This is a genomic window from Hamadaea flava, assembly GCF_024172085.1.
GTDB lineage: Bacteria > Actinomycetota > Actinomycetes > Mycobacteriales > Micromonosporaceae > Hamadaea > Hamadaea flava.
Genome location: NZ_JAMZDZ010000001.1, coordinates 6,999,572 through 7,023,745 on the forward strand (window position 1 = coordinate 6,999,572; position 24,174 = coordinate 7,023,745).

At 69.8% G+C, this 24,174-nt stretch carries 19 protein-coding genes and 2 pseudogenes; 11 read left to right on the forward strand and 10 right to left on the reverse strand.

Annotated elements, in window-relative coordinates; genetic code table 11:
- The first annotated feature begins 72 nt into the window (after positions 1–72).
- Genes HDA40_RS32885 through HDA40_RS32895 form a run of 3 tightly spaced genes read left to right on the forward strand, consistent with a single transcriptional unit; the run spans position 73 to position 2,715 of the window.
- Complete coding sequence (locus tag HDA40_RS32885; RefSeq protein WP_253761681.1) at positions 73–963, forward strand: ABC transporter substrate-binding protein; 891 nt, start codon at positions 73–75, stop codon at positions 961–963.
- A 34-nt stretch (positions 964–997) separates the two neighbouring features.
- Positions 998–1,933, forward strand: coding sequence for an amino acid ABC transporter permease (locus HDA40_RS32890; protein ID WP_253761682.1), 936 nt, complete (start codon positions 998–1,000; stop codon positions 1,931–1,933).
- Positions 1,934–1,962: 29 nt separating this feature from the next.
- On the forward strand, positions 1,963–2,715 hold the full coding sequence (locus HDA40_RS32895) for an amino acid ABC transporter ATP-binding protein (RefSeq protein WP_253763899.1): 753 nt from the start codon (positions 1,963–1,965) through the stop codon (positions 2,713–2,715).
- Here HDA40_RS32895 and HDA40_RS32900 read toward each other — a convergent pair.
- Positions 2,712–3,473: a hypothetical protein gene (locus tag HDA40_RS32900; protein ID WP_253761683.1), complete on the reverse strand. Its 762-nt coding sequence runs from the start codon at positions 3,471–3,473 to the stop codon at positions 2,712–2,714. The two genes, HDA40_RS32895 and HDA40_RS32900, sit on opposite strands and share 4 nt — an antisense overlap.
- A gap of 54 nt (positions 3,474–3,527) precedes the next feature.
- Here HDA40_RS32900 and polA point away from each other — a divergent pair, with 54 nt between their 5' ends.
- Positions 3,528–6,215, forward strand: a complete 2,688-nt coding sequence (gene polA, locus HDA40_RS32905; protein ID WP_253761684.1) for a DNA polymerase I — start codon at positions 3,528–3,530, stop codon at positions 6,213–6,215.
- A gap of 319 nt (positions 6,216–6,534) precedes the next feature.
- On the opposite strand, the gene HDA40_RS32910 is transcribed toward polA, so the two are convergent.
- Together HDA40_RS32910 and HDA40_RS32915 are read right to left on the reverse strand one after the other, a co-directional pair.
- Entirely contained in the window at positions 6,535–7,287 is a 753-nt protein-coding gene (locus HDA40_RS32910; RefSeq protein WP_253763900.1) for a class I SAM-dependent methyltransferase, read from the reverse strand.
- Between the two features lie 70 nt (positions 7,288–7,357).
- Complete coding sequence (locus HDA40_RS32915; protein WP_253761685.1) at positions 7,358–8,242, reverse strand: endo alpha-1,4 polygalactosaminidase; 885 nt, start codon at positions 8,240–8,242, stop codon at positions 7,358–7,360.
- A 361-nt stretch (positions 8,243–8,603) separates the two neighbouring features.
- On the opposite strand from HDA40_RS32915, the gene rpsA reads away from it, so the two are divergent.
- Positions 8,604–10,076: a 30S ribosomal protein S1 gene (gene rpsA / locus HDA40_RS32920; RefSeq protein WP_253761686.1), complete on the forward strand. Its 1,473-nt coding sequence runs from the start codon at positions 8,604–8,606 to the stop codon at positions 10,074–10,076.
- Positions 10,077–10,265: 189 nt separating this feature from the next.
- Here the strand turns inward: rpsA and HDA40_RS32925 are convergent, their stop codons facing one another.
- Positions 10,266–10,466, reverse strand: a complete 201-nt coding sequence (locus tag HDA40_RS32925) for a hypothetical protein (protein WP_253761687.1) — start codon at positions 10,464–10,466, stop codon at positions 10,266–10,268.
- Positions 10,467–10,532: 66 nt separating this feature from the next.
- Here HDA40_RS32925 and coaE point away from each other — a divergent pair.
- Positions 10,533–11,111 (forward strand): annotated as a pseudogene (gene coaE / locus HDA40_RS32930) (dephospho-CoA kinase); the annotation flags it as partial.
- Positions 11,112–11,152: 41 nt separating this feature from the next.
- Here coaE and HDA40_RS32935 read toward each other — a convergent pair.
- Complete coding sequence (locus tag HDA40_RS32935) at positions 11,153–12,802, reverse strand: hypothetical protein (protein ID WP_253761688.1); 1,650 nt, start codon at positions 12,800–12,802, stop codon at positions 11,153–11,155.
- A 1,112-nt stretch (positions 12,803–13,914) separates the two neighbouring features.
- Here HDA40_RS32935 and uvrB point away from each other — a divergent pair.
- Both uvrB and HDA40_RS32945 read left to right on the forward strand, forming a co-directional pair.
- Positions 13,915–16,053, forward strand: a complete 2,139-nt coding sequence (gene uvrB, locus HDA40_RS32940; RefSeq protein WP_253761689.1) for an excinuclease ABC subunit UvrB — start codon at positions 13,915–13,917, stop codon at positions 16,051–16,053.
- A gap of 46 nt (positions 16,054–16,099) precedes the next feature.
- Positions 16,100–16,759 (forward strand): alpha/beta fold hydrolase, encoded by a 660-nt coding sequence (locus HDA40_RS32945; RefSeq protein ID WP_253761690.1) that lies wholly within the window; start codon positions 16,100–16,102, stop codon positions 16,757–16,759.
- Here the strand turns inward: HDA40_RS32945 and HDA40_RS32950 are convergent.
- Together HDA40_RS32950 and HDA40_RS32955 are read right to left on the reverse strand one after the other, a co-directional pair.
- Entirely contained in the window at positions 16,746–17,465 is a 720-nt protein-coding gene (locus tag HDA40_RS32950) for an alpha/beta hydrolase (protein WP_253761691.1), read from the reverse strand. The two genes, HDA40_RS32945 and HDA40_RS32950, sit on opposite strands and share 14 nt — an antisense overlap.
- Complete coding sequence (locus HDA40_RS32955) at positions 17,462–17,752, reverse strand: antibiotic biosynthesis monooxygenase family protein (RefSeq protein WP_253761692.1); 291 nt, start codon at positions 17,750–17,752, stop codon at positions 17,462–17,464. The genes HDA40_RS32950 and HDA40_RS32955 overlap by 4 nt, the downstream gene beginning before the upstream one ends.
- A 211-nt stretch (positions 17,753–17,963) precedes the next feature.
- On the opposite strand from HDA40_RS32955, the pseudogene HDA40_RS32960 reads away from it, so the two are divergent.
- Positions 17,964–18,953 (forward strand): annotated as a pseudogene (locus tag HDA40_RS32960) (TerC family protein); the annotation flags it as partial.
- A 588-nt stretch (positions 18,954–19,541) separates the two neighbouring features.
- Here the strand turns inward: HDA40_RS32960 and HDA40_RS32965 are convergent.
- From HDA40_RS32965 to HDA40_RS32975, 3 genes are read right to left on the reverse strand one after another with little or no spacing between them, the layout of a single operon-like run.
- The gene (locus HDA40_RS32965; protein ID WP_253761693.1) at positions 19,542–20,501 is read right to left on the reverse strand and encodes a C40 family peptidase; all 960 of its coding nucleotides are present in this window, start codon (positions 20,499–20,501) and stop codon (positions 19,542–19,544) included.
- Entirely contained in the window at positions 20,498–21,565 is a 1,068-nt protein-coding gene (locus tag HDA40_RS32970; RefSeq protein ID WP_253761694.1) for a mandelate racemase/muconate lactonizing enzyme family protein, read from the reverse strand. The genes HDA40_RS32965 and HDA40_RS32970 overlap by 4 nt, the downstream gene beginning before the upstream one ends.
- A gap of 9 nt (positions 21,566–21,574) precedes the next feature.
- Complete coding sequence (locus HDA40_RS32975; RefSeq protein ID WP_253761695.1) at positions 21,575–22,414, reverse strand: serine hydrolase; 840 nt, start codon at positions 22,412–22,414, stop codon at positions 21,575–21,577.
- Positions 22,415–22,525: 111 nt separating this feature from the next.
- Here HDA40_RS32975 and HDA40_RS32980 point away from each other — a divergent pair, with 111 nt between their 5' ends.
- Together HDA40_RS32980 and HDA40_RS32985 are read left to right on the forward strand one after the other, a co-directional pair.
- Positions 22,526–23,431 (forward strand): transglycosylase SLT domain-containing protein, encoded by a 906-nt coding sequence (locus HDA40_RS32980; RefSeq protein ID WP_253761696.1) that lies wholly within the window; start codon positions 22,526–22,528, stop codon positions 23,429–23,431.
- A gap of 67 nt (positions 23,432–23,498) precedes the next feature.
- Complete coding sequence (locus tag HDA40_RS32985; RefSeq protein WP_253761697.1) at positions 23,499–24,164, forward strand: hypothetical protein; 666 nt, start codon at positions 23,499–23,501, stop codon at positions 24,162–24,164.
- The last annotated feature ends 10 nt before the right edge of the window (positions 24,165–24,174 follow it).

The window sequence follows — 24,174 nt, forward strand, 5'->3', positions numbered from 1 at the left end:
ATCTTGTCCCAAGATCACATGGATATCCCTGATCTGCATCTCTGGGGCGTACGGATGTCGTAACCTACCTTCGTGCGAATTGTCCAGATTGTGACGGCTGCGCTGCTGGTCGCCGCCGGAGCCACCGCCTGCAGCAACGACGACAACGGCGGAGGCGGTGGCGCGGCCACCCCGATGCCGAGCGTGACCGCCGACGCGGCGCTGGCGGCGAAGGTGCCCGCGGCGATCAAGTCCGACGGGAAGATCACCGTCGGCACGGAGGCGACGTACGCCCCGGCGGAGTTCCTCGACACCGACGGCAAGACGGTGATCGGCTTCGACATCGACCTGTTCAAGGCGGTCGCGGCGCGGCTGGGACTGACCGCCGACTTCCAGCAGAGCACCTTCGGCGCCATCATCCCCGGCGTCGGCACGGGCAAGTACGAGGCCGGCGTCTCGGCGTTCACGATCAACAAGGAACGCCTGCAGCAGGCCAACATGACCAGCTACTTCAACGCCGGTACGCAGTGGGCGGTGAAGAAGGGCAACCCGCAGGGCGTCTCCATCGACGAGCCGTGCGGCAAGCGGATCGCCGTGCAGAAGGACACCGTCCAGGTCGACGACATCACGGTCCGGTCGACCGCGTGCACCTCGGCCGGAAAGGCCGCGGTCACCATCAACCCGTACCCGGGGCAGGACGCGGTGGCCAACTCGGTGGCCTCCGGCAAGGACGACGCGATGCTGGCCGACTCGCCGGTCACGGCGTACGCCGTCAAGCAGTCCAACGGCGAGCTGGAGACGCTCGGCGACATCTACGACTCGGCGCCCTACGGATACGTGACCGCCAAGGCGCAGACCGACTTCGCCGAGGCGCTGCGCGGGGCCGTCCAGTCGCTCATCGACGACGGCAGCTACCTGAAGATCCTCCAGGCCTGGGGCGTGGAGAGCGGCGCGATCAAGACCTCCCAGGTCAACCCGGCGTGACCGGGACACGGTACGTGACGGGGAGACGGGAGAGGTGACCCAGCAGCCGGAGCCGCTGACGGCGGTGCCGGTCCGGCATCCGGGCCGGTGGGTGGCGGTCGGCGTGATCGTCGTGCTCGCCGCGATGTTCGCCCACCTGCTCATCACGAACGACTCGTTCCACTGGTCGTTCATGGTCCACAACATGTTCACCCCCGCCGTGCTCCGCGGTCTGCAAGGCACCCTGCTGATGACCGTGCTGGCCATGTTCTTCGGCATCGCGCTGGGCATCCTGGTGGCGATCGCCCGGCTCTCGCCCAATCCGGTGCTGCGCGGCGTGGCCTGGGTCTACACCTGGTTCTTCCGGGCGATACCCCGGCTGGTGCTGCTGGCTCTGCTGGGCAATCTGAACATCCTGTGGCCGCAGATCTCGTTCGGCGTGCCGTTCGACACCTACATCGGGAAGATCTTCGGCATCACCGACCTGCACATGCGGGTCTTCGAGGGGGAGACGCGCGACCTGCTGTCGGGATTCATCGCCGGGCTCATCGGCCTGGCGCTCTCGGAGGCGGCGTACATGGCCGAGATCGTGCGGGCCGGCATGCAGTCGATCGACCCCGGGCAGGAGGAGGCCGCGACCGCGCTCGGCATGCGGCGCTCGCAGACACTGCGCCGGATCGTGCTGCCGCAGGCGATGCGCGTCATCATCCCGCCCACCGGCAACGAGACCATCGCCATGCTCAAGGACACCTCGCTGCTGATCTACGTGCCGGTCACCGCCGAGCTGTTCTTCCAGCTCTCCGCGATCGGCAGCCGCACCTTCCTGCCGTTCCCGATGTATGTCGCGGCCAGCCTGTGGTACCTGGCCATCGTCAGCGTCCTGCTGATCGGCCAGCACTTCCTGGAGCGCCACTTCGCCCGGGGCCACCGGACGGAACAGGCCCGGATCCGGCTGGCCGGCATCGCCGGGGAGCAGGGCGGCACGCTGTGACCGTCCCGGACGCCCCGCCGCCGGACGTCATGGTCCAGGCCGACCAGGTCCACAAGTACTTCGGCCGGCTGGAAGTGTTGCGGGGCATCGACCTGACCGTCCCCGCCGGGCAGGTGTGCGTCCTGCTGGGACCGTCGGGCTCCGGCAAGTCCACCTTCCTGCGCTGCATCAACCACCTGGAGAAGGTGACCAGCGGCCGGATCTGGGTCGGCGGCGAGCTGATCGGCTACCGCCAGCGCGGCGACAAGCTCTACGAGCTGCACGACAAGCAGATCGCCGAACAGCGCCGCGACATCGGCATGGTGTTCCAGCGGTTCAACCTGTTCCCGCACATGACGGCGCTGCAGAACGTGATGGAGGCGCCCCAGCGGGTCAAGGGCGAGTCCAAAGAGGAAGTCCGCGAGCGCGCCAAGGCGCTGATGAACCGCGTCGGACTGGCCGACAAACAGGACAGCTACCCCGCGCAGCTGTCCGGCGGCCAGCAGCAACGCGTGGCCATCGCCCGGGCGCTCGCGATGCGGCCCAAGCTCATGCTGTTCGACGAGCCCACCAGTGCGCTGGACCCCGAACTGGTCGGCGAGGTCCTCGACGTCATGCAGGGCCTGGCCGGCGAGGGGATGACCATGATCGTGGTCACCCACGAGATCGGATTCGCCCGCGAGGTCGGCAATCAGGTCGTCTTCATGGACGCCGGGGTGGTCGTCGAGTCCGGCCGGCCGCGCGACGTGCTGGAGAATCCCCAGCACGAACGCACCCGCGCCTTCCTCGCCAAAGTCCTCTAACGCGGGGCACCGGGCAACGCCGCCAAGCCCGCGAGAAACTCGAGACGCTCCGCCGGGGTCAAGGCCCGCCACGGGGCGGCGGCTCCGCGGTTCGTCTCGGCTTCCACACTGATACGCACAGCGGAGTGCCCTGGCAGGGCGACGATGCCGGCGGCGGTCAGCCCGGCGGCCTGCCAGGCGGCGGCGTGCGCGTCGGCTCGGTGGTAGCGCAGCGTTCCCAACCCGGTCAACAAGGTCGCGCCGGTGTGCGTACCGAGGGAAGGCAGCGGGAGCACCGCGGACAGGGCGTGGCCGTCGGTCGTGACCGCCCAGGTGGCTGGATCTTGCGCGACGGCGAGCGCGCGGCCGGCGAGGTCGGCGAGGCGCGCGACCGGCTGCCCGGCCCAGAGCGTGTCCGTGACCTTCGCATGCAGCTCAACGAGCGCCGCCAGGAATTCGCGTCCGCGGTCGGTGGCCCGGAACGTGCCGTCTTCGGCGATGCTGAGCATCCCGCGTTCGGCCTGGCCGGCGAGGATCTCGCGGGCCTTCGCGAGGTCGCCGTAGCGGCGGATCGCGGCGAACTGTCCCGGAGTGACCGCTTCGCCCGCCCCGAGTCGAGTACGCAGGTCGATCAGGTAGCCGACGGCGGACACGCCGCCGAACGACTCGCTCAGTTCGCGACCGCCCATCGACCGCGTGGCCAGCATCGTCTCGGCGAAGACCCGGTCGATCGCGGGCGCCGCCAACGCCGCGAATGCCTCAGGTGCGAGTTCGTCCACTGCGCGAGCGTAGCGGTGCGCCGGATTGTCGGACGCCTGCAATAGGCTTCCGGGGTGACTGACGCTCGACTGTTGCTGCTGGACGGACATTCGCTCGCATACCGGGCCTTTTTCGCGCTGCCCGCCGAGAACTTCTCGACCACCACCGGGCAGACGACCAACGCCGTCTACGGCTTCACCTCGATGCTGATCAACGTGATCAAGGACGAGCGGCCGACCCACATCGCGGTCGCGTTCGACGTCTCCCGGCAGTCGTTCCGCACCGAGCAATACGCGGAGTACAAGGCGGGCCGGTCGGAGACGCCGGAACAGTTCAAGGGCCAGGTCAGCCTGGTGCACGAGGTGCTCGACGCGCTCAAGATCAGCCACGTGCAGCTGGAGGGCTACGAGGCCGACGACGTCATCGCGACCATGGCCCGGCAGGGCCGCGAAGCCGGGATGAAGGTGTTCATCTGCACCGGCGATCGCGACGCGTTCCAGCTGATCACCGACGACGTCACCGTGCTCTACCCGCGCAAGGGCGTCTCCGACCTGGCGCGGATGGACCCGGCGGCGGTGCTCGAGCGCTACGGCGTCGGCCCCGACCGCTACCGCGACCTGGCCGCGCTGGTCGGCGAGTCCAGCGACAACCTGCCCGGCGTGCCCGGGGTCGGGCCGAAGACCGCCGCCAAGTGGATCGACCTCTACGGCGGCATCGACGGGGTCGTGGAGCACGCCGACCAGATCAAGGGCAAGGCCGGCGACAGCCTGCGCGAGCACCTGGCCGGGGTGATGCGCAACCACCAGCTCAACTACCTGCTCGACGACCTCACGCTGCCGCTCGCGGTGGACCAGACCGGCTGGACCGGCTGGGACCGCGAGGAGGTGCACCGAGTCTTCGACGCACTGGAGTTCCGGGTCCTGCGCGAGCGGCTCTACCAATACCTGGAGATCACCGACGAGCCCGAGGCGCAGGCCGGCTTCGACGTCACCGGCGAGGTCATGCGGGCCTCCGGCGCGCTCACCGACTGGCTCATCGCCCAGGCGGGCAAGCCGACCGGCGTCGCGGTCAGCGGCACGTTCGGTCGTGGCACCGGCAACCTGACCGGCATCGCGCTGGCCACCGACGAATCCGCCGCCTGGTTCGACCCGTCGGAGGTCGACCAGGTCGACGACGAGTCGTTCGCCCGCTGGCTCGGCGACCCCGACCAGCCCAAGGTGCTGCACGACGAGAAACCCGCGCTGCTGGCGTTCGCCGCCCGAGGCTGGGCGCTGGCCGGGGTCACCCGCGACACCGCGCTCGCGGCGTACCTGGTCCGGCCGGACCAGCGCAGCTATGACCTGGCCGACCTGTCGGTCCGCTACCTGCACCGGGAACTGCGGGCCGAGGCGCCCGACGACGGCGGGCAGCTGGCCCTCGACTTCGGCGACAGCACCGCGGCCGACAGCGCCGCCGAGGCGTTGATGCTGCGCGCCAGGGCCACTCTCGACCTGGTCGACGCCCTTGGTGCCGAACTCGACAAGGGCGACCCCGAGGCGCACGGCTCCCGGCTGCTCGCCGAGGTCGAACTGCCCCTGGTCAAGGTGCTCGCCCGGATGGAGCAGACCGGCATCGCCGCCGACACCGACTACCTCAGCGAGCTGGAGGCGTTCTTCGCCGGCGAGGTCAAGTCGTCCGCTCAGTCGGCGTACGGGGTGATCGGGCGTGAGTTCAACCTCGGCTCGCCCAAGCAGCTGCAGGAGATCCTGTTCGCCGAGCTGAACCTGCCGAAGACCAAGAAGATCAAGACCGGTTACACCACCGACGCCGACTCCCTGCAATGGCTGTACGCCGAAACCGGCCACCCGGTGCTGGAGCACCTGCTGCGCCACCGCGACGTCGCCAAGCTGAAGTCGACCGTGGACGGCCTGCTCAAGTCGGTCAGCGAGGACGGCCGCATCCACACGACGTTCTACCAGACCGTCGCGGCCACCGGCCGGCTGTCGAGCACCGACCCCAACCTGCAGAACGTGCCGATCCGCACCGAGGAGGGCCGGCGCATCCGCCGTGCCTTCATCGTCGGGCCGGACTACGAGTCGCTGATGACGGCCGACTACTCGCAGATCGAGATGCGGATCATGGCCGACCTCTCCGGCGACGAGGGCCTCATCCGGGCCTTCACCTCCGGCGAGGACCTGCACACCTGGGTGGCCTCCCAGGTCTTCGAGACCGACCAGATCACCCCCGACCACCGCCGCAAGATCAAAGCGATGTCCTACGGGCTGGCCTACGGACTGTCCGCCTTCGGGCTGGCACAGCAGCTGGGCATCTCCACCCAAGAGGCCAACGGCTTGATGGAGGACTACTTCGCCCGGTTCGGCGGCGTACGCGACTATCTGCAGCGCGTGGTCAGGCGGGCTGGTGCGGACGGCTACACGGCGACGATCCTCGGCCGTCGCCGCTACCTGCCCGATCTGCGGAGCGACAACCGGCAGCGCCGCGAGATGGCCGAGCGGATGGCGCTCAACGCCCCGATCCAGGGCTCGGCGGCCGACATCATCAAGATCGCCATGCTCCGCGTCGACGCCGCCCTTCGGGACGAGCAGCTCGCCTCGCGCCTGCTGCTCCAGGTACACGACGAACTCGTCCTCGAGATCGCACCGGGGGAGCGGGAACAGGTGGAAACGTTGCTGCGCCGCGAAATGGGCGGCGCGCACCAGCTCTCGGTGCCGCTGGAGGTGTCGGTCGGCGTCGGCCGCGACTGGAACGCCGCCGACCACTGACCCATCCGCCCCGGCCGCTCGCCCGTCCGGCGGGCCGCTCGTCCGCCCGGCGGGCCGCTCGCCCGCCCGGCGGGCCGCTCGCCCGTCCGGCGGGCCGCTCGCCCGCCCGGCGGGCCGCTCGTCCGCCCGGCGGGCCGCTCGTCCGCCCGGCGGGCCGCTCGTCCGCCCGGCGGGCCGCTCGTCCGCCCGGCGGGCCGCTCGTCCGCCCGGCGGGCCGCGCGGCCACCCCCGTGGGCTTTCCGCGCGATCATGAACTATCGGTCGTGATCAACCGGCGTGTCGTGTCCCGGCGGCCCTGATCAACTCCGCAGGTGCCTGATCAACTCGGCAGGGTGGCGGTGAAGATCGCCGTACCGGGGATGATGTCCCCGCGATGTGGACTCCAGCCGCCCCAGACCTGTTCGTTGCCGACCGTCCACTCCGGTTCGACCAGGTCGGTCAGGTGGAATCCGGCTCCGGTGATCAGGCGTACCCAGTCGCCGACCGTCCGGTGATGCTCCACGTAGACCGCCGTGCCGTCGGCGTCCTCCTCGACGTACGGGCGGCGGTCGAAGTAGGAACTGACCGCGTACAGGCCCTCTTCGCCAGGCTCGTCGAGGAAGCACCACCGGATCGGGTGCGAGACGGAGAACACGAAGCGGCCGCCGGGGCGCAGCACCCGGGCCACCTCGGCGAGCACGCCGCCGGCGTCGGCGACGAACGGCATCGCCCCGTACGCCGAACACACGAGGTCGAAGGAGCCCGGGGCGAACGGCAGGTGCACCGCGTCGGCCTGCACCACCGGCAGGCGTACGCCGGACCGCGCGTCCAGTTCCCGCGAGTGAGCCAGTTGGCGGCCGGACAGTTCGAGCCCGATCGCCGTCGCGCCCTGCGTGAGCAGCCAGCGACCGCACTGCCCGGCGCCGCAGCCGATCTCCAGGACGTGCCTGCCTTCGACGTCGCCGAGCAGCCGGGCCCACGCCTCGTCCAGGCCCTCGGGTCCCCAGATGAATCGGGCGTCGCCGAGGAACTCGCCGTGTTCGGCCTGGTACGCGTCGGCGGCGCCGTCCCACCAGTGGCGGCTGGCGCGCATCGTCTCGTCGGCGGCGACGGGCCGCCGGTTCGGCCGGGCCCCTTGATCGGGATAAGTCACCTGATCATTGTCACGGGCACACCGAACGCCATGCGTCCAGGTCCAGGTGCTTGCGCATCGAGGCGAACCGCAGCTTTCTCGTGGCTGGGCAGAACTGGGCGGGGGACAGGTCGTACTCGACGTGGAACACCGGTTTGCCCGCGGTGACGAACACGCTCAGCCGGGCGCATTCGGCGTACTGGGCGCACTCCTCGTTCACTGCGAAGTCGAACGACGGCTGCAACTGTTTGGCCTGGTCGACGTCGTTCTTGAGGCCCACCGCCAGCCCGTGCCGGTGTGCCAGGTCGGCCACCCGGCGGTTGAAGGCGAGCTGATCCGCGGCGGTCAGGGAGAACCCGCTGTCATTCGCGTACGCCTCCAGGTTGTCCGGCTCGACGCCGTCGAAGCCCTTGTCCCGGCACATCTTCATCCGGTCGGTGAGGATGGGGGACAGCAGGTCCCAGCGCCGGATGTCGACCCAGTGCTCGCCGGGCCAGCCGTCCAGCTCCTTGCCGAGCACCGACTTCGGGTACCGGCCGGAGTCTGTGCGGAAGTCCTCCTGCGCGCCCGCGTTCAGGTAGCAGATCACCTTCCGGCCGGCCTTGTGGAGGGCAGCGACCTGGGCTGCCGTCGTCGTGAACAGGTCGACGTCGTACACCTCGGCCGGCACGGTGAGGTCGAGTCTCCCGGACAGCTGCCATTGCCAGGTCTGCCCGACCCGGGGCTTCCATCGGGCGGTGCTCGCACTCTCCGTCGGCGCGGCCGTGGCCGTCGCGGCGGCCGGGGACGAAGACGCCGTCGCGGACGCGGGTTCTGCTGTCGGCGTACCACTGGGGGAAGTTGATGCCGAATGGGCCGCGACCGACGGGCCGGACGCGGACCCGCAGCCGGCGGTCGCGAGCGTGAGGGCTAGCATGATTGTTATCCACAGAGGACGCACGGCGTCATGATGCCCGACGAGGCATCTCGAGGCGAATAGTGACCTGGGCCACATGATCGACTGCGGCTCGGCCGATCAGTGTGATCAGACACACGTTCGGTCGCGAAGCGTGCCCGACCCGGGACTTGCGAGCGGAAGTCTTCTTCTCAAAGCTGATGGGGTTGCGACGTGTGCTAGTGGGCACGGTAAGCTGTTCAATGCACTTACGCCGCCGCGTGCCTCGGTAGGGAGAAGGTTCGCAGCCGTCGATGCGACCTCGTTGGAGGGAGCGTCCTCGGCGGGCGTCGAGGGGTGCACCTGTCTTACCTGACACCATCCGACCGGAGCAACAGTCCACATGACGAGCAGCATCGAGGCCACCTCGAGCGTCACCAGGGTCACTCACGACGATCTGGGTTCTGAGGAAGCTTTCCTCGCCGCGATCGACGAGACCATCAAGTACTTCAACGACGGCGACATTGTCGAAGGCACCGTCGTCAAGGTCGATCGGGACGAGGTCCTGCTCGACATCGGCTACAAGACCGAGGGCGTCATCCCCTCGCGCGAGTTGTCGATCAAGCACGACGTGGACCCCTCCGAGGTCGTCTCCGTTGGTGACCACATCGAGGCCCTTGTTCTCCAGAAGGAGGACAAGGAGGGTCGCCTGATCCTCTCGAAGAAGCGTGCGCAGTACGAGCGGGCGTGGGGCACCATCGAGAAGATCAAGGACGAGGACGGCGTCGTCCGCGGCTCCGTCATCGAGGTCGTCAAGGGTGGTCTCATCCTGGACATCGGCCTGCGGGGCTTCCTGCCCGCGTCTCTCGTCGAGATGCGCCGGGTGCGCGACCTGCAGCCGTACGTCGGCCGCGAGCTCGAGGCGAAGATCATCGAGCTGGACAAGAACCGCAACAACGTGGTCCTGTCCCGTCGCGCCTACCTCGAGCAGACGCAGTCCGAGGTCCGGACCGAGTTCCTCAACAAGCTCGGCAAGGGTCAGGTCCGCAAGGGTGTCGTGTCCTCGATCGTGAACTTCGGCGCGTTCGTCGACCTCGGTGGGGTCGACGGCCTGGTGCACGTCTCCGAGCTGTCCTGGAAGCACATCGACCACCCGTCCGAGGTCGTCGAGGTCGGCCAGGAGGTCGAGGTCGAGGTTCTCGACGTCGACCTGGACCGCGAGCGGGTCTCGCTGTCGCTCAAGGCGACGCAGGAGGACCCGTGGCGTCAGTTCGCCCGGACCCACGCGATCAACAACATCGTGCCGGGTAAGGTCACCAAGCTGGTTCCGTTCGGCGCGTTCGTCCGCGTCGAGGACGGCATCGAGGGCCTGGTCCACATCTCCGAGCTGGCCGAGCGCCACGTCGAGATCCCGGAGCAGGTCGTCCAGGTCGGCAGCGAGGTCATGGTCAAGGTCATCGACATCGACCTCGAGCGTCGCCGCATCTCGCTGTCGCTGAAGCAGGCCAACGAGGGCTTCGTCGAGGGCGAGGAGCACTTCGACCCGACGCTCTACGGCATGTCGGCGTCCTACGACGCCGAGGGCAACTACATCTACCCCGACGGCTTCGACCCCGACACGGGCGAGTGGCTCGAGGGCTACGACAAGCAGCGCGAGGCGTGGGAGACGCAGTACGCCGAGGCCCGCACGCGCTGGGAGGCCCACACCAAGCAGGTCCAGACCTCGCGGGCGGCGGACGCTGCCGCCGTCAACGAGGCTCCGTCCGGCAACGTCTCGACGTCGACCCCGGCGAAGGCCACCGAGGAGCCCACGGGCACCCTGGCCACCGACGAGGCGCTCGCGGCGCTGAAGGAGAAGCTGGCCGGCGGCAAGTGAGTCGCTAGTTCCGCTACAGAAGCCCCGCTCGGCATCGCCGGGCGGGGCTTCTGCCTTTCCGCCTCCGCCATCCCGGCTTTCCGTGCAGATCACGGTTATGCATGCTTCCGGTGCCCAAGATCGCATGCAGATCCGTGATCTGGCGGGAAAGGGGGCCGCAGTGGAACCGGCCGCGGTGCAAAAAAGGGTTCAGGGGGCGAAGATCGCCGCTATCGCCATCGCGCCCGCCGCCGTGGCGTACCCGCTGATCATGAGCAGGGTGGCGCTGAGCGCGAGCGTCACGCCGAGCGCACGGGGCGCGGCGATCCGGCCCGTGCGGCGAAGATGGCGTGGGGGAGCGGCGCGGACGGTGAGCGGGCGGCGTGTGCCGCTGCGGTGCCGTCCTGTCATGGAACCGGACCTTATGTCGGATAAATGCGGCAGGCCGCACGCCACGCCGCGTCGTACGCTGTCGGCATGCTTTTCGTAGGGCTGACCGGCGGCATCGGGTCGGGTAAGAGTTCGGTCGCGGCGCGGCTGCGGGAGCTGGGCGCGGTCGTCATCGACTCCGACCGGCTCGCCCGCGAGGTCGTCGAACCAGGCACCGACGGGCATGCCGAGGTCGTGGCGCGATTCGGGACCGGGGTGCTGGCGGCGGACGGATCGATCGACCGCGCGGCCCTGGCAGCCAAGATCTTCGGCGACGCCGACGCGCGCAAGGCACTCGAAGGCATCATCCATCCGCGGGTGCGGGCGCGTACCGCCGAACTCGCGATGGCTGCCTCATCGGACGCGGTCGTGGTCAACGACGTCCCGCTCCTCGTCGAGGCCGGATTGGCTGGGACGTACCAGATGGTCGTGGTGGTGCTGGCGAGCGAGGAGATCCGCGTCGCCCGGCTCGTCGCCACACGCGGCATGACCGAGGCGGAGGCGCACTCGCGGATCGCCGCCCAGGCCACCGACGAGCAGCGCAAGGCGGTCGCCGACGCGCTGATCGTCAACGAAGGCACGCTCGAGGACCTGCGCGCGCAAGTGGATCAGGCGTGGCCTTCGCTCGCCGACCGCGCACGGCAGGGCGCTTCAGACGACTGAGCCCTTCAGACGCGTGCGGGCAAGGTGGGCAGCGGCTTGCTGAAGTCGATGTCGAGCTGGGCGAACCCCAACGGCGTCCGGATCTCCAGCCGCCGGACGACGCCGGTCGGGTCGACCCAGTAGCGCATCAGCGCCGCCCCCGGCGGGCTCGCCGCGTCCGCCGCCGTGTGGATCTCGAACACCGCGACCGGCCGGCCCTTCAGCTCGTCCAGGCGCAGCCGGTAGGCGCTCTTGGCCAGTTCCTTCGGGTCGTCGCGCCCCGACAGGCCCACCGACAGCGCCTCGTGCAGCAACACGTCCAGCTCGGTCGCGGGCACCCGCACGCCCAGGTCGTTCCAGGACCGCCGCTCCCACTTGCCGCGCGGCGCGGGAAGCGGCGGCTGCTTGTCGGTGCTCGCTCTCATCGCCACAGTGGTACGCCCAGCGTGCACGAGCACGTTCCGCGCGTCATCATCCAGATCATGTGCCAGGGCGTACGCGACTCCGCCCCGCCAGTCGAGCCAGCCGTCGACGAAGATCATCCGGGCCGGCGGGAGGGGCAGATTCACGGTGAACTGCCCGCCCCGGGCGGCTCGGGTGCGCGTACGCATGACGGACAGGGCCTTCGCCTCGGCCGCGGTGACCCTGCGGGGATTGACGACGCCGCCACCGAACGCCGCGACCGCGGTCAGCTCCGGCCGTCGCGTCCGGTCGAAGTCCACGCGGGCCCGGATGCCGTCGGACAGCAGCGCCTCCATTCGGCGTACGCGGGCGGTTCCGTCCACCCAGTAGCCCACCGGACCACCGTGCGCCAGCAGGGAACGCGGATCCGGCGACGGGCTGGCGCTCGGCGCCTGCGCCGATTGCGTCTTTGCGGTTGGAGTCTTCGCGGTCGGAGTCGGCGGCTTGACTCCGGTGGGGTTCAGGCCCGGCTTTCTCGTCGCACTGGCACTGGCACTGGCACTGCTGCTTGTGTCGGGGCGGGTGCTCGGGCCGGCGCTCGTGCTGGGGCTGGTTGTGGACGCGATCTTCTGCGTCGGGATGACGGCCGGGCCGAGCAGCACCTCGACCGGCGTTCCGTCGACTGTGTCGCTGCGAAGCCATTGCGTCTGCAGATCGCGCAAGAGATCCGGATCATCGGCGTTGGCGGAGCCCAACTGAAGCAACACCGCGATCAGCCCGTCCAGCGGATCCGGCTTCTCCGGCACCGGCAAACCCAGCGGGCGTACGCGCCAGCTCCCGGTCGGCGGCTCGGTCGGCGGCTCTGCGGTGGCCGACGGCGTGTCCTCGGCCCGAATCGCGATGATGCCGGGCATCGCCTGGATCAGCAGGCCCGGCATGCCCTTCCGCTCCGCCGTACGCACATACAGCAGCGACCGCCGCCAGTCGATCCACCCCGCGAACCGGACGTCCTTCGGCTTGCCATCGGGATCCTTCCCGGCCACGACACCGGAGATCGTGGCACGCTGATCCTCATAGTTGTGCAGCCGGACGTCGGCGAGCTTGCCGGCCTCGACCGCGGTCAGCGGCCTGGCCTTCGGGGCGTCCGCGGCCTCATCCGGGCCGGAACAGGACGTCATGCCCTGGCTGAGCCCGGCTACGGCGCCTACAACGAGACACCCGGCGAGGAGAACAGTGGCGATCTTGCGGCGGCGATTCGGTCGGGCAGACTCCACGGCATGCTGAACGCGAGAGGGGCGCGCGAGTAACGGCCGTCACCCGCTTTGCACTGCTCGCCCAGCTCACCCGCTCCGCCCGGCTCGGCCCCGCTCCGCCCCGCTTCGCTCGCGTCACGCCGCGCTGCCGCCGGGCCGCGCTGCCGCCGGGCCGCCGCCGCGCCGCCGCATCGCTTGGCGTCCACCGCCCGGCGGCGCGTCCGCCCGGCGGCCCGGACGCCGCTCCGTTTGCGGCAGATCACGGATATGCATGCTTAAACCGCCCAAGATCGCATGTACATCCCTGATCTGCTCCTAACGGAGCGGCGTGCGAACGAGCGGGGCGCTCCGCCCCGCTCCGCCCCGCTCCGCCCCGCTTCGCTCGCGTCACGCCGCGCTGCCGCCGGGCCGCCGCCGCGCCGCCGCATCGCTTGGCGTCCACCGCCCGGCGGCGCGTCCGCCCGGCGGCCCGCACGCCGCTCCGTTTGCGGCAGATCACGGATATGCATGCTTAAACCGCCCAAGATCGCATGTACATCCCTGATCTGCTCCTAACGGAGCGGCGTGCGAGCGCGCGGGACGGAGCGGCGTGCGAGCGCGCGGGGCTAGCGCGCGGGGCGGCACGGCCCGTAGGGCGGGAGGGTGCGTAGGGCGGCGGCCCGTAGGGCGGGGCGAGCGCGGAGCGGGGCATGGCGGCAGCGCGGGGCGGGGAGGGTGCGCAGGGCGCGGGAGGGTGTGGCCGCAACAAGGGGGGAGTGGTGGGAACAGGGAGACGGGTTGCCGCGTTGCCAGCAGGTGAGACTAGGCGCAAAGGAAGCCGCAGAACGTAAGGACGCCCGCGGCGGCCGGTCAGCGCGCTAGGCGCGCGACCACAGGGGTGCGCTCACCGGGCCCGCGACGCCCTCGCCGTTTGGGACAGCGGTGACGTCGCCGCGGGAGCAGCGACCCAGCGCCGAGGGGATCGGCCGGTGTGGAGGTCCGATCACAGCCCCGGTCGGCCGCCGCGAGCGGCCTACGGCTATTGACGGTACTCGGATGGTTCACGTCACACAATCGCAATATCGACCCGGATCGCCCCTCTGGGCGAGGTCGATCAAGGTGCGATGTCATACGCAGGCGTTAGGTTGGATGGCATGGGTTTGGAGATTCCCCGCATCGACGGCACGTTCGAGGTCATCAGTGACTACGTCCCCTCGGGCGACCAGCCGACGGCGATCGCCGACCTCGAGCGGCGGGTCCGGGCGGGGGAGAAGCACGTCGTCCTGATGGGCGCGACCGGCACGGGCAAGAGTGCGACGACCGCGTGGCTCGTCGAGAAGCTGCAACGGCCGACGTTGGTGCTGGCCCCCAACAAGACGCTGTGCGCCCAGCTCGCCAAGGAGTTCCGCGAGCTGATGCCCAACAACGCCGTCGAATACTTCGTGAGCTATTACGACTACTACCAGCCTGAGGCGTACATCCCGCAGACGGACACCTACATCGAGAAGGACTCCTCGATCAACGAGGAGGTCGAGCGGCTGCGCCACTCGGCGACGATGTCGCTGCTGACCCGGCGGGACGTGGTCGTGGTGGCCACCGTCAGCGCCATCTACGGCCTCGGGACGCCGCAGGAATACCTCGACCGCACGGTGAAGATCGTCAAGGGCGAGGAGCTGGACCGCGACCAGCTGCTGCGGCGGTTGGTCGACATTCAATACGCGCGTAACGACATCGCGTTCAACCGTGGCACTTTCCGCGTACGCGGGGACACGCTGGAGATCATCCCGGCTTATGAGGAGCTGGCGATCCGCATCGAGATGTTCGGTGACGAGGTCGAGCGACTGTCCTATCTGCACCCGTTGACCGGTGACGTGGTCCGCGAGGTCGACCAGCTGCTGGTCTTCCCGGCGACGCACTACACCGCCGGGCCGGAGCGGATGGAGCGCGCGCTGATCGGCATCGAGAAGGAGCTGGAGGAGCGGCTGGCCGAGTTGGAGCGGCAGGGCAAGCTCCTGGAGGCGCAGCGGCTGCGGATGCGGACCAGCTACGACATCGAGATGATGCGCCAGGTCGGGTTCTGCTCGGGCATCGAGAACTACTCCCGGCACATCGACTGGCGCGAGGCGGGCAGCCCACCGCACTGCCTGCTCGACTACTTCCCCGACGACTTTCTGACCGTCATCGACGAGTCGCATGTGACGGTGCCCCAGATCGGCGGCATGTACGAGGGCGACGCCTCCCGCAAGCGCGTCCTGGTGGAGCACGGCTTCCGGCTGCCGTCGGCGATGGACAACCGCCCGCTGCGGTTCGACGAGTTCCTGGAACGGGTCGGTCAGCAGGTCTTCCTCTCCGCCACCCCGGGCCCCTGGGAGCTGCGGCAGAGCGGCGGCGAGTTCGTCGAGCAGGTCATCCGCCCGACCGGCCTGGTCGACCCGCAGGTGGTGGTCAAGAAGACCAAGGGTCAGATCGACGATCTGATGCACGAGATCAACCTGCGGACCGCCAAGGACGAGCGCGTACTGGTGACGACGCTGACCAAGAAGATGGCCGAGGATCTCACCGACTATCTGCTGGAGCACGGCATCCGGGTGCGGTACCTGCACTCCGAGGTCGACACCCTGCGCCGGGTCGAGCTGCTCAAAGAGCTGCGCAAGGGCGACTACGACGTCCTCGTCGGCATCAACCTGCTCCGCGAGGGTCTCGACCTCCCCGAGGTCTCGCTGGTCGCGATCCTCGACGCCGACAAGGAGGGCTTCCTGCGCTCCGGCACGTCGCTGATCCAGACCATCGGCCGCGCGGCGCGAAACGTCTCCGGCGAGGTCCACATGTACGCGGACAAGATCACCCCGTCGATGGCGAACGCGATCGAGGAGACCAACCGGCGTCGGGCGAAGCAGGTCGCGTACAACGAGGCGAACGGGGTCGACCCGCAACCGTTGCGGAAGAAGATCCACGACATCCTCGACGACATCTACCGGGAGGCCGAGGAGACCGAGAGCGCCCTGGCCGGGCACGGCCCGGGTGGCGCGGTCGTCACCAGTTCGGGGATGGGCAGCGGCCGGGCGCAGAGCCGGGGCAAGACGCCGACGCCGACCGCGTCCAGCCGCAACAAGGGCCGGATCGAGGCGAAGACGCAGGGCATGGCGCGCGAGGAGCTGGCGCGGCTCATCACCGATCTCAACGGGCAGATGCTCGCCGCTGCCGGGGAGTTGCAGTTCGAGCTGGCCGCCCGGATCCGGGACGAGATGCAGGAACTGAAGAAGGAGTTGCGGACCATGGAGGTCGCGCTCTGAGCTGCGTCTTGTTTGGACACCGCGACTGGATGGGAATCTGCGCGCGGTGTTCGAGGGATTCCAGCAGCGACGGGTGGACGTCGGCGGCGGCCTGATTCTGCGAGCCTGGACCGGCGGTTCGGGTCCGCCGGTCCTGCTGCTGCCCGGCCGGCCGAACAGCGGCGGTCGGCTGAACAGCGGCGGTCGGCTGAACATGCCTGGCCGTCCGCGTACGCCGAGGCTGCCGCGTACGCCGAAGACGTGGCACGAGGTGGCGCCGATGCTGTCCGTCGGCTTCACCGTCGTGTGCCCGGATCTGTCGCCCTTCGGTGAACCCGCCCAGCAGGCCGCAGACTGCGTACGCCTGATGGCGCAGCTCGGGCACCGGAACTTCGCCGTCGTCGGACCGGATCGTGGGGCGTACGTGGCGCAGCGGCTTGCCACGGATCATCCGGAGCTGGTGAGTCACCTCGTGGTGATCGACGCGCTGCCGTTGGAGGCTCCGGCGCGGATCACGTGCCCGACGCTGGTGCTGTGGAGCACCGAGGGCGCCGATCTGGTCGCCCGCTGGCAGGTCTGGGCCGACGCCGTACGCGGTGTCGCCCTGGGTTCGGGTCCGGGGCCGATCGCGGCCGCACCCGATCAGGTCGCGCTGGTGTTGCGGGACTTCCTCGGCGGCCCGGCCGGCCCGATGCCGCCCGCGACGGCCGAGGTCAGGAGCGCATGACCCACTGGGCGATGCGTTCCAGCAACTCGGGCGGCGCCGCGTTCTCGGCGTGGCCGAAGCCGTGCTCGATCCAAAGCTCCTTGGGTTCGGCGGCGGCGTCGAAGAGCTGGTGTGCGTGCTCCAACGGGAAGTACGCGTCCTGGTCGCCGTGCACGACGAGCAACGGCGTCGGCGTGACCTTGCCGACCACCTCGAAGGGCGCGGGCGGCACCGGACTCCAGCCTTCGCTGGCGATCCGCGTACGCAGCACGACCCGGCTCACGAGCCGTCCCGTCGGCTTCTCGATCACCCAGTGGACCCGCCGCATCGGCACGGTGCCCCGGTAGTACCACCGCGCCGGCCCGCTGACCGCGGCGACCGCGTCGACCCCACGGATCAACGCGGCGTGCCGGATCGCGACGGACGCGCCCATGGAGAAGCCGATCGTGGCGATCCTGCCGTAGCCCAGCTCGCGCGCCCACGCCACGGCGGCTTCGAGATCGTCGATCTCCCGATCGCCCACCGTCGACCGGCCCCCGGACCGGCCGTGCCCTCGGAAATCGAAGGACACCACACCCCCGTGCCGGGCGAAGACCGCCCCCGCCCGGCGTACCGCCGGCTTGTTCCAGGCCCCCGTGAAGCCATGAGCCAGCACGAAGGCCAGGTCCCGCGGGCCTGGGTCATGATGTGCATCGATTTGTACGCCGTCCGCGGCGACCAGTTTCACGGCAGGTACGCGAAGTGCTCGACCACCGGAGGCTCGGCGAAGTGCGGGCCGATGAGCGCGCGCCAGGCCGGGAAGCGGTCGGAACCGCGGAAGCCGACCTCATGGGCCTCGACGGTGTCCCACTCGACAAGCAGGACGAAACGGGACGGGGACTCGACGCCGCGCGTCATGCGCGCGTCGCGGAAGCCCGGCGTCTGCGCGAGGAGCGCCCGGCCCTCGACGTACGCGGCCTCGAACGCCTCCTCCGCACCCGGCGTGATCTCGAATTGTGCGATCTCCAACACCATGACGGCATCCTGCCACGGCGTGCCGCCCACCCCTGTTGGGCCTGGGGGGACTTCGTGAGCAACAATGGAGCCCGACTGGGAGGGGAGTATCCCCCGCGGCGGCTTCGTCAGCACGGTTCGCACATCGGAACCCGGGGCCGCCGGTCACGAGCGTCAGCACGTGGCGGGAGAGACCTCCGGGGCATCACGCTGCCGACCGGAGGATCTCTGCATGAACGTGTCCACGCTGGAATGGACCATCACCCTGGTAGCCCTGGTGGCTCTACTGGTCGTCGATCTCATGATCGTCGGCCGGAGACCCCACGAGCCGTCATTCAAGGAATCGTCGCTGTGGGTCACGTTCTACGTGGGCCTGGCGGTGCTGTTCGGCGTCTGGGTCTACATCTCGCACGGCGCACAGTACGGCGGTGAGTTCTTCGCCGGCTGGCTGACCGAATACAGCCTCTCCGTCGACAACCTCTTCGTCTTCGTGATCATCATGGCCCGCTTCGCGGTGCCGCGCATCTACCAGCAGAAGGTCTTGCTGGTCGGCATCGTGATAGCGCTCGTCATGCGTGGCGCGTTCATCGCGGCCGGCGCGGCCGTGGTGAGCCGGTTCTCCTGGGTCTTCTACATCTTCGGCGCCTTCCTGATCTACACCGCTTGGGGCCTGGTCAAGCACGGCGAGGACGACGAAGGCGACTACAAGGAGAACATCATGATCCGGACGGCGCGCCGGATCCTGCCGATGAGCAAGCAGTCCGACGGTGCGAAGCTCACCACCCGGGTCAACGGCAGACTCCTGTTCACCCCGATGCTCATCGTGATGATCGCGATCGGCACCACCGACCTGATCTTCGCGCTCGACTCCATCCCGGCGATCTTCGGCCTGACGAAGGAGCCGTACCTGGTCTTCACCGCGAACGTGTTCGCGCTGATGGGTCTGCGCCAGCTGTACTTCCTGCTCGGCGGACTACTCGACCGGCTCGTCTACCTGTCGATCGGGCTGTCGGTCGTCCTCGCGTTCATCGGCGTGAAGCTGTTCCTCGAAGCGCTCGCCACGAACAACGTGCCGTTCATCAACGGCGGCGAGCCCGTCAGCTGGGCGCCCCACGTGCCGATCTGGCTCTCGCTCACCGTGATCATCGGTACGCTCGTCATCGCGACGATCGCCAGCCTGATCAAATCCAGCCGAGATGCTCGGAAGGAGGCGGCGCTCGCCTCCGCAGCGCAGTCCTCCGCCGGCACCTCTTCTGGTTCCTCGGCCGATCCGTCGGCTCCGTCGACTGGTCCGTCGGCCGGCTCGGGGGATGCTCGGCCGGAGTCCTCTCGCGATCAGCCGACCTCTTCGCGTGACGAGTCGCACCGGGTACGCGGCCAGGGCTGACGCTCCCCGCGCGGGTGCGCGGCGAACGTCGTATGCCCGCACTCGGGCGCGGCCGGGGCGTCGCGCTCGTGATCTCCGGAAGCCCACGTACCTGATCTTGGCGTCGTGGGGTGCGTGGCCTTCCGGAGATCGTTTCGGAGCTCGGGTGAACGCCGTTTCGGGGTCGGGCGAGCGCGGCTTCGGCGCGCGGGTGAACGCCGCTTCGGGCTCGGGTGAACGCCGCGCGAGTCCAGCGGAGATCCGGCACCGAGTGCGGCGGAGCCGACCAAGGTGCGGCAGGAGCCGTTCGGGTGCCGGGGAACCCAGTGCCTCGGAGTTGATCAGGGTGCCGCGGAGTTGATCAGGGTGCACGGCACACGACACGCCGGTCGATCATGACCGAAAGTCCATGATCAACGGGAAAGGGCGGGGCGAGCGGGAGCGTCAGAGCGGGACGCGATGAGCAGCGACGAGCGTGTCCGCCCGCTTTCCGCGTACCTCTTCGATCACGACTTCCCGTTGTTCGGAGCACGCGTGCAGCATGATCCGGGTGTCGCCGCGTGGTGCCGAGGCGACGAATCCGACGTGGTGCACCCGCTGCCCCGGGCGCGCGAAGAAGTAGAGGTCGCCGGGCCGTTCGGTGCCGAACGGGATGGGTGTGGTGTAGGCCGCCTGGTTGTACGCGTCCCGGGGCAGGGTGACCCCGTGCCGTCGCCAGGAGAGGTGGACGAGGCCGGAGCAGTCGATGCCGAACGGCGACAGCCCACCCCACACGTACGGCGTCTCGCGCAGCATCGCCGCGGTTTTGAGCACTTCTCGGGGGGTCACGGTGGTGGGCGCGGGAGCCAGGTCGAGGCTGCGCGCCCACAACGGTTCCGGGTGGCCGGGCACGTCCACGGCGCACCAGCCGCTGGCGGAGGTGGTGGAGCGGCCCGGTCCGGTGAGCGGCGCTCGGCGGAGTCGCGTACCGAGGACGACGGCGGGCAGCACGAGGTCGCCGTCGGGCACGTCGCGCAGCGTCGTCGCGGTCACGGCGACCACGAGGTCCGCACCAGCCGAGGAGTCCGTCAGACCGGAAGCCGCCAAGGAAGCCGCGGAGGCGGCAACGGATGGAGCGAGCTGGCAGGACGGCAGCCACCCCGGATAGCCGCGCGGATCGAGGTCGGTCGCGGGCTGCCCGGTGAGCACCACCTTGGACCAGCCGTCGACAGTGGAGTCGACGATCGCGGGTTCGCCCAGCAGCGCCTGACTGACCACGGCGGTCCGCAGCCGTTCGGCCGGTTCCAGCGACGCGACCCATTTGCGTACGTCGGTGACCGGGGCGAGGGCGGGGGCATCCAGCGGCCGGTCGGTCGTCGGTTCGCGGAACAAAGTCGCGGTGGCGACCCCGATCCGGGCCGTCACAGCGAGACGCCCAGTCCTGGCGCGTCCGGCAGGACGACGGCCGAACCCTCGTACCGGATGCCGCCGGTCACGGGGGACGAGGCCAGCCACCACGCGGCGTCGAGGTCGCTGACCGCGGTGGTCGGGTAGGCGGCGACCAGCGAGGCGGCCGCGCCGATGCCGATCGGGCCTTCCATCATCGAGCCGACGACCGTGCCGAGGCCGTGTGCGCGGGCCAGTTCCAGCAGCGTCCTGGCGTTCGTCAGGCCGCCGCACTTGGCCAGCTTGACGTTGACGAGATCGGCCGCGCGCCGCCGGATCACCTCGACCAGGTCCCGCACGCCGAACACCGACTCGTCGGCCATGATCGGGGTGTCGACCCGCTCGCTCACCCAGGCCAGGCCCTCGAGGTCCCAACGCGGCACCGGCTGCTCCACGAACTCGATGCCCAGCCGGGCGTCCTCCAGACCGTGGATGATCTTCACCGCGTCCCGCGCGGTCCAACCCTGGTTGGCGTCCAGGCGGATCGTCACGCCCGGCCCGGCGGCTTCGCGTACCGCTTGGATCCGGGCCAGGTCGCCGACGGCGTCGGTGCCCACCTTCAGCTTCAGGGTGGTGAAACCCTCCTTGACCCGCGCGGTGGCGGCTTCGCGCAGGCCGTCGGCTTCACCGGCCGACAGGGTCACATCAGTTTGTACGCTCAGCGCAGCGCCGCCCAGCGTGCGTACCAGGGGAAGTCCGGTGCGGCGAGCGGCCAGATCGTGCAGCGCGCAGTCGATGGCCGTCTTGGCCGCCTCGTTCCCGACGACCGCCCGTTCGACGGCCCGGCTGAGCCCGACGACCTCGGCCGGGTCGGCGCCGGTGACCAGCGGCCCGAGGATCTGCTCGACGCAGGCCCGCGAGCCGTCGATGCTGTCCCCGGTGACCTGCCAGACTTGCGGCGCCTCGCCGAAGCCCGACCGGCCGTCTTCGTCGACGAGTTCGACGATCAGGCTCGCGACGTGCGTCGTCCGCCGCAGCGCGGTGACGAACGGGGTGTGCAGGGGAGCGGTGAGGCGGTGCGTGCGCACTTCGACGATCGGCACCAGGCCACTTTATGTGAAGGCTTTTCGGTCCCGCCAGGCCGCCGCCGCGATCCGGGCCACCAGGGCGGCCCCTTCGGTCTCGCCGAGCAGCGTCGTCGTGCACACCACGAGGGTGAACGGCGGCTCGCCGGCGGGCAGAACGACCCCCGCCCCGTGGCGTACGCCGGTCACCCAGCCGTTCTTCGCGGCGACCGGGGTGCCCGGCGGCAACCCCGCCGGCAGGTCCTCGCGGTACTCCTGGGCCTGCAGAGTGCGCAGCATCGCCGTGCAGCTGTCGGCCGAGGCGGCGCTCCCGTCGGCGATCGCGGAGAACAGGGCGGCCAGGTCGGCCGCGGTGACCAGGTTCGTCACGCCCTCGGCGCGGGCGGCCGCGTCCTCGATGCCCCGGCCGGTGACGGAGTGCCGGGCGCCGACCGATCGCCAGACCTCGGCCACGGGCGCGACGCCTACTCGGGAGATCACGAGGTTGGTGGCCAGGTTGCTCGACCGCACGATCATGCGCTCGGCCAGCCAGCCGAGGGTGGTCCGCTGCCCGAGCCGGTCGGTGACCTCGTCGTCGTTGTCGTCGGTGACGTCGATCGAGAAGTCGCCCGCCCCCGGCCAGACCGAGGGGAACTCGTTGCGGATCTCGATCTCGTCGTCGAGGCTCAGCTCGCCCGCCTCCGCCAGGCGGTACAAGGCGACCAGCACCGCGGCCTTCATCGTGCTCGCCGCGTAGTGGGTCGCGTCGGCGTCGCGGGCGTACGCGGGCGGCCCCCCGACGGGCCCGGCCCAGATCGAGATGGTGCCGTTTCCGTCGGCGACCAGCGAATCCAGCTCCGGGGTGAGGGCGTCGAGTTCGGGCGTCATGGTCCAGCACGCTACCTGGTCGGGAATCGATTCCCCGTCCCGAGTGGCCGCCATCGGCCTAGACGGGTACGGTTCCGAGGTTCGTACTGGAGCACGGGGAGGAACACCAGTATGCGTAAATCGTGGTTCGCTGTCCCACTCGCCGTGACCTTGGCGGGCGTCAGCCTGGCCGGACTGGCCGCATGGGGTTTCGCCGACGTCGCGACGTCGTCGTCCACGTCGGCCGAGGCCACTCCGGCCGCCGCCGACGAGCCGGCCGTCGCTCCGGCGGGCCAGGTGGCAGCTCCGTCGGCGACACCGTCGTCCGGGGCGGCCGTCGCGGCCTCACCCTCCACGTCGACCTCGGCCGGTACGCCGAAAGTGCGCCGCAGCAACGCCGGAGTGCCCTTGCCGCGCCGTTCCGACATCTCCGAGGCCCTCCCGCCGACCCTGCCCCGGCGAAGCGGTCTGCACCCGGGGACCGGCTGCCCCTTCCATGAGGGTGTCGACGCCGCCAAGGCGGACGTCCGGGTCGCGCTCGAAACCGCCGCGCAGAAGCCGTTCTGGGCGAACGACCCCCGATATGCGAGCGTGACTCTCCCACCGGCCCTGATCAAAGCGGTTGCCTGGATGGAGAGCGGCTGGCAGTCGACGATCGTCGCCTGCGACGGCGGCATCGGGACGATGCAGATCATGCCGGACACCGCCACCTGGATGAACCAGCGCTTCGGCACCAGCTACGACCTGCACACCCTCGGCGGCAACACGATGATCGGCGCGGAGTATCTCCAGTGGCTCATCGCGTACTTCGGCTCCGCGTACTTCGGCAGCGACTACACCCTCGACGCGGCCGACTGCGTGAGCACCGATCCCGCAGTGCCCGACTATCAGACGCCGTGCCTGCTCAACGCGGTGATCGCGGCCTACAACTACGGGCCGGGCAACGTTGAGGTCGGCGACCACATCGTCATCCCGAATCCGGACTACGTCCGGCCGGTCCGGGCGCTGATGGTCAGCTGCCCCTGCTCGCAGTACTGATCGCCGGCCGAACGGCGGTGAAAACGGGGCGGCGCGACGCGCGTCGCCCCGCTACGCTCCTGCATCCGTGACTGATCTTTTCCCGCCGAACCTGTCGGACCGGCCGGCGGCTCCAGTGCCACACGCTCCGGCGCTGGACATCAGCTGCCGATACTGCGGCAGCCGTCCCGCGGTCGACGTGACCTTCAAGCGCCACACCGGCATGTTCATCATGCGGCAGACCGTGACCTACCCCGGCCCGTTCTGCCGCGACTGCGGTCTGAGCGTCTTCCGGTCGGCCACCGCACATACCGTGGGCGTCGGCTGGGCCGGCCTGCTGTCGCTGTTCATCTTCCCGTTCGTCGTGCTCGGCAACCTGCTCAGCCGGCGGAAGCTGACCGGCCTGGCCGAGCCGACCCCGCCCGTCGACGCGCCGGTACGCCCGGCGCACCCAGGCAAGCCGCTGCTCCTGCGGCCGCTGGCGTACGTGCTGCTGGTGCCGATCCTCATCCTCGGGCTGGGGGCGTGGGCCGCCGCCAAGGACACCGCGGAGAACCAGGTCGGCCGGTGCGTCACCGTGCTCACCGACACCGACGTGGACATCGTCGACTGCGCGCAACGGCATGACGGGGTGATCGTCTCGGTGGTCGACCGGGACGCGTCCTGCCCGGCGTCGGCGATCGGCGAGGTCGAGCGCATGTCCGGCGATCTCAACCGGGACGGCGGCAAGAAGCTCTGCGTCGGCGAGGGCTGATCCCCTCGGA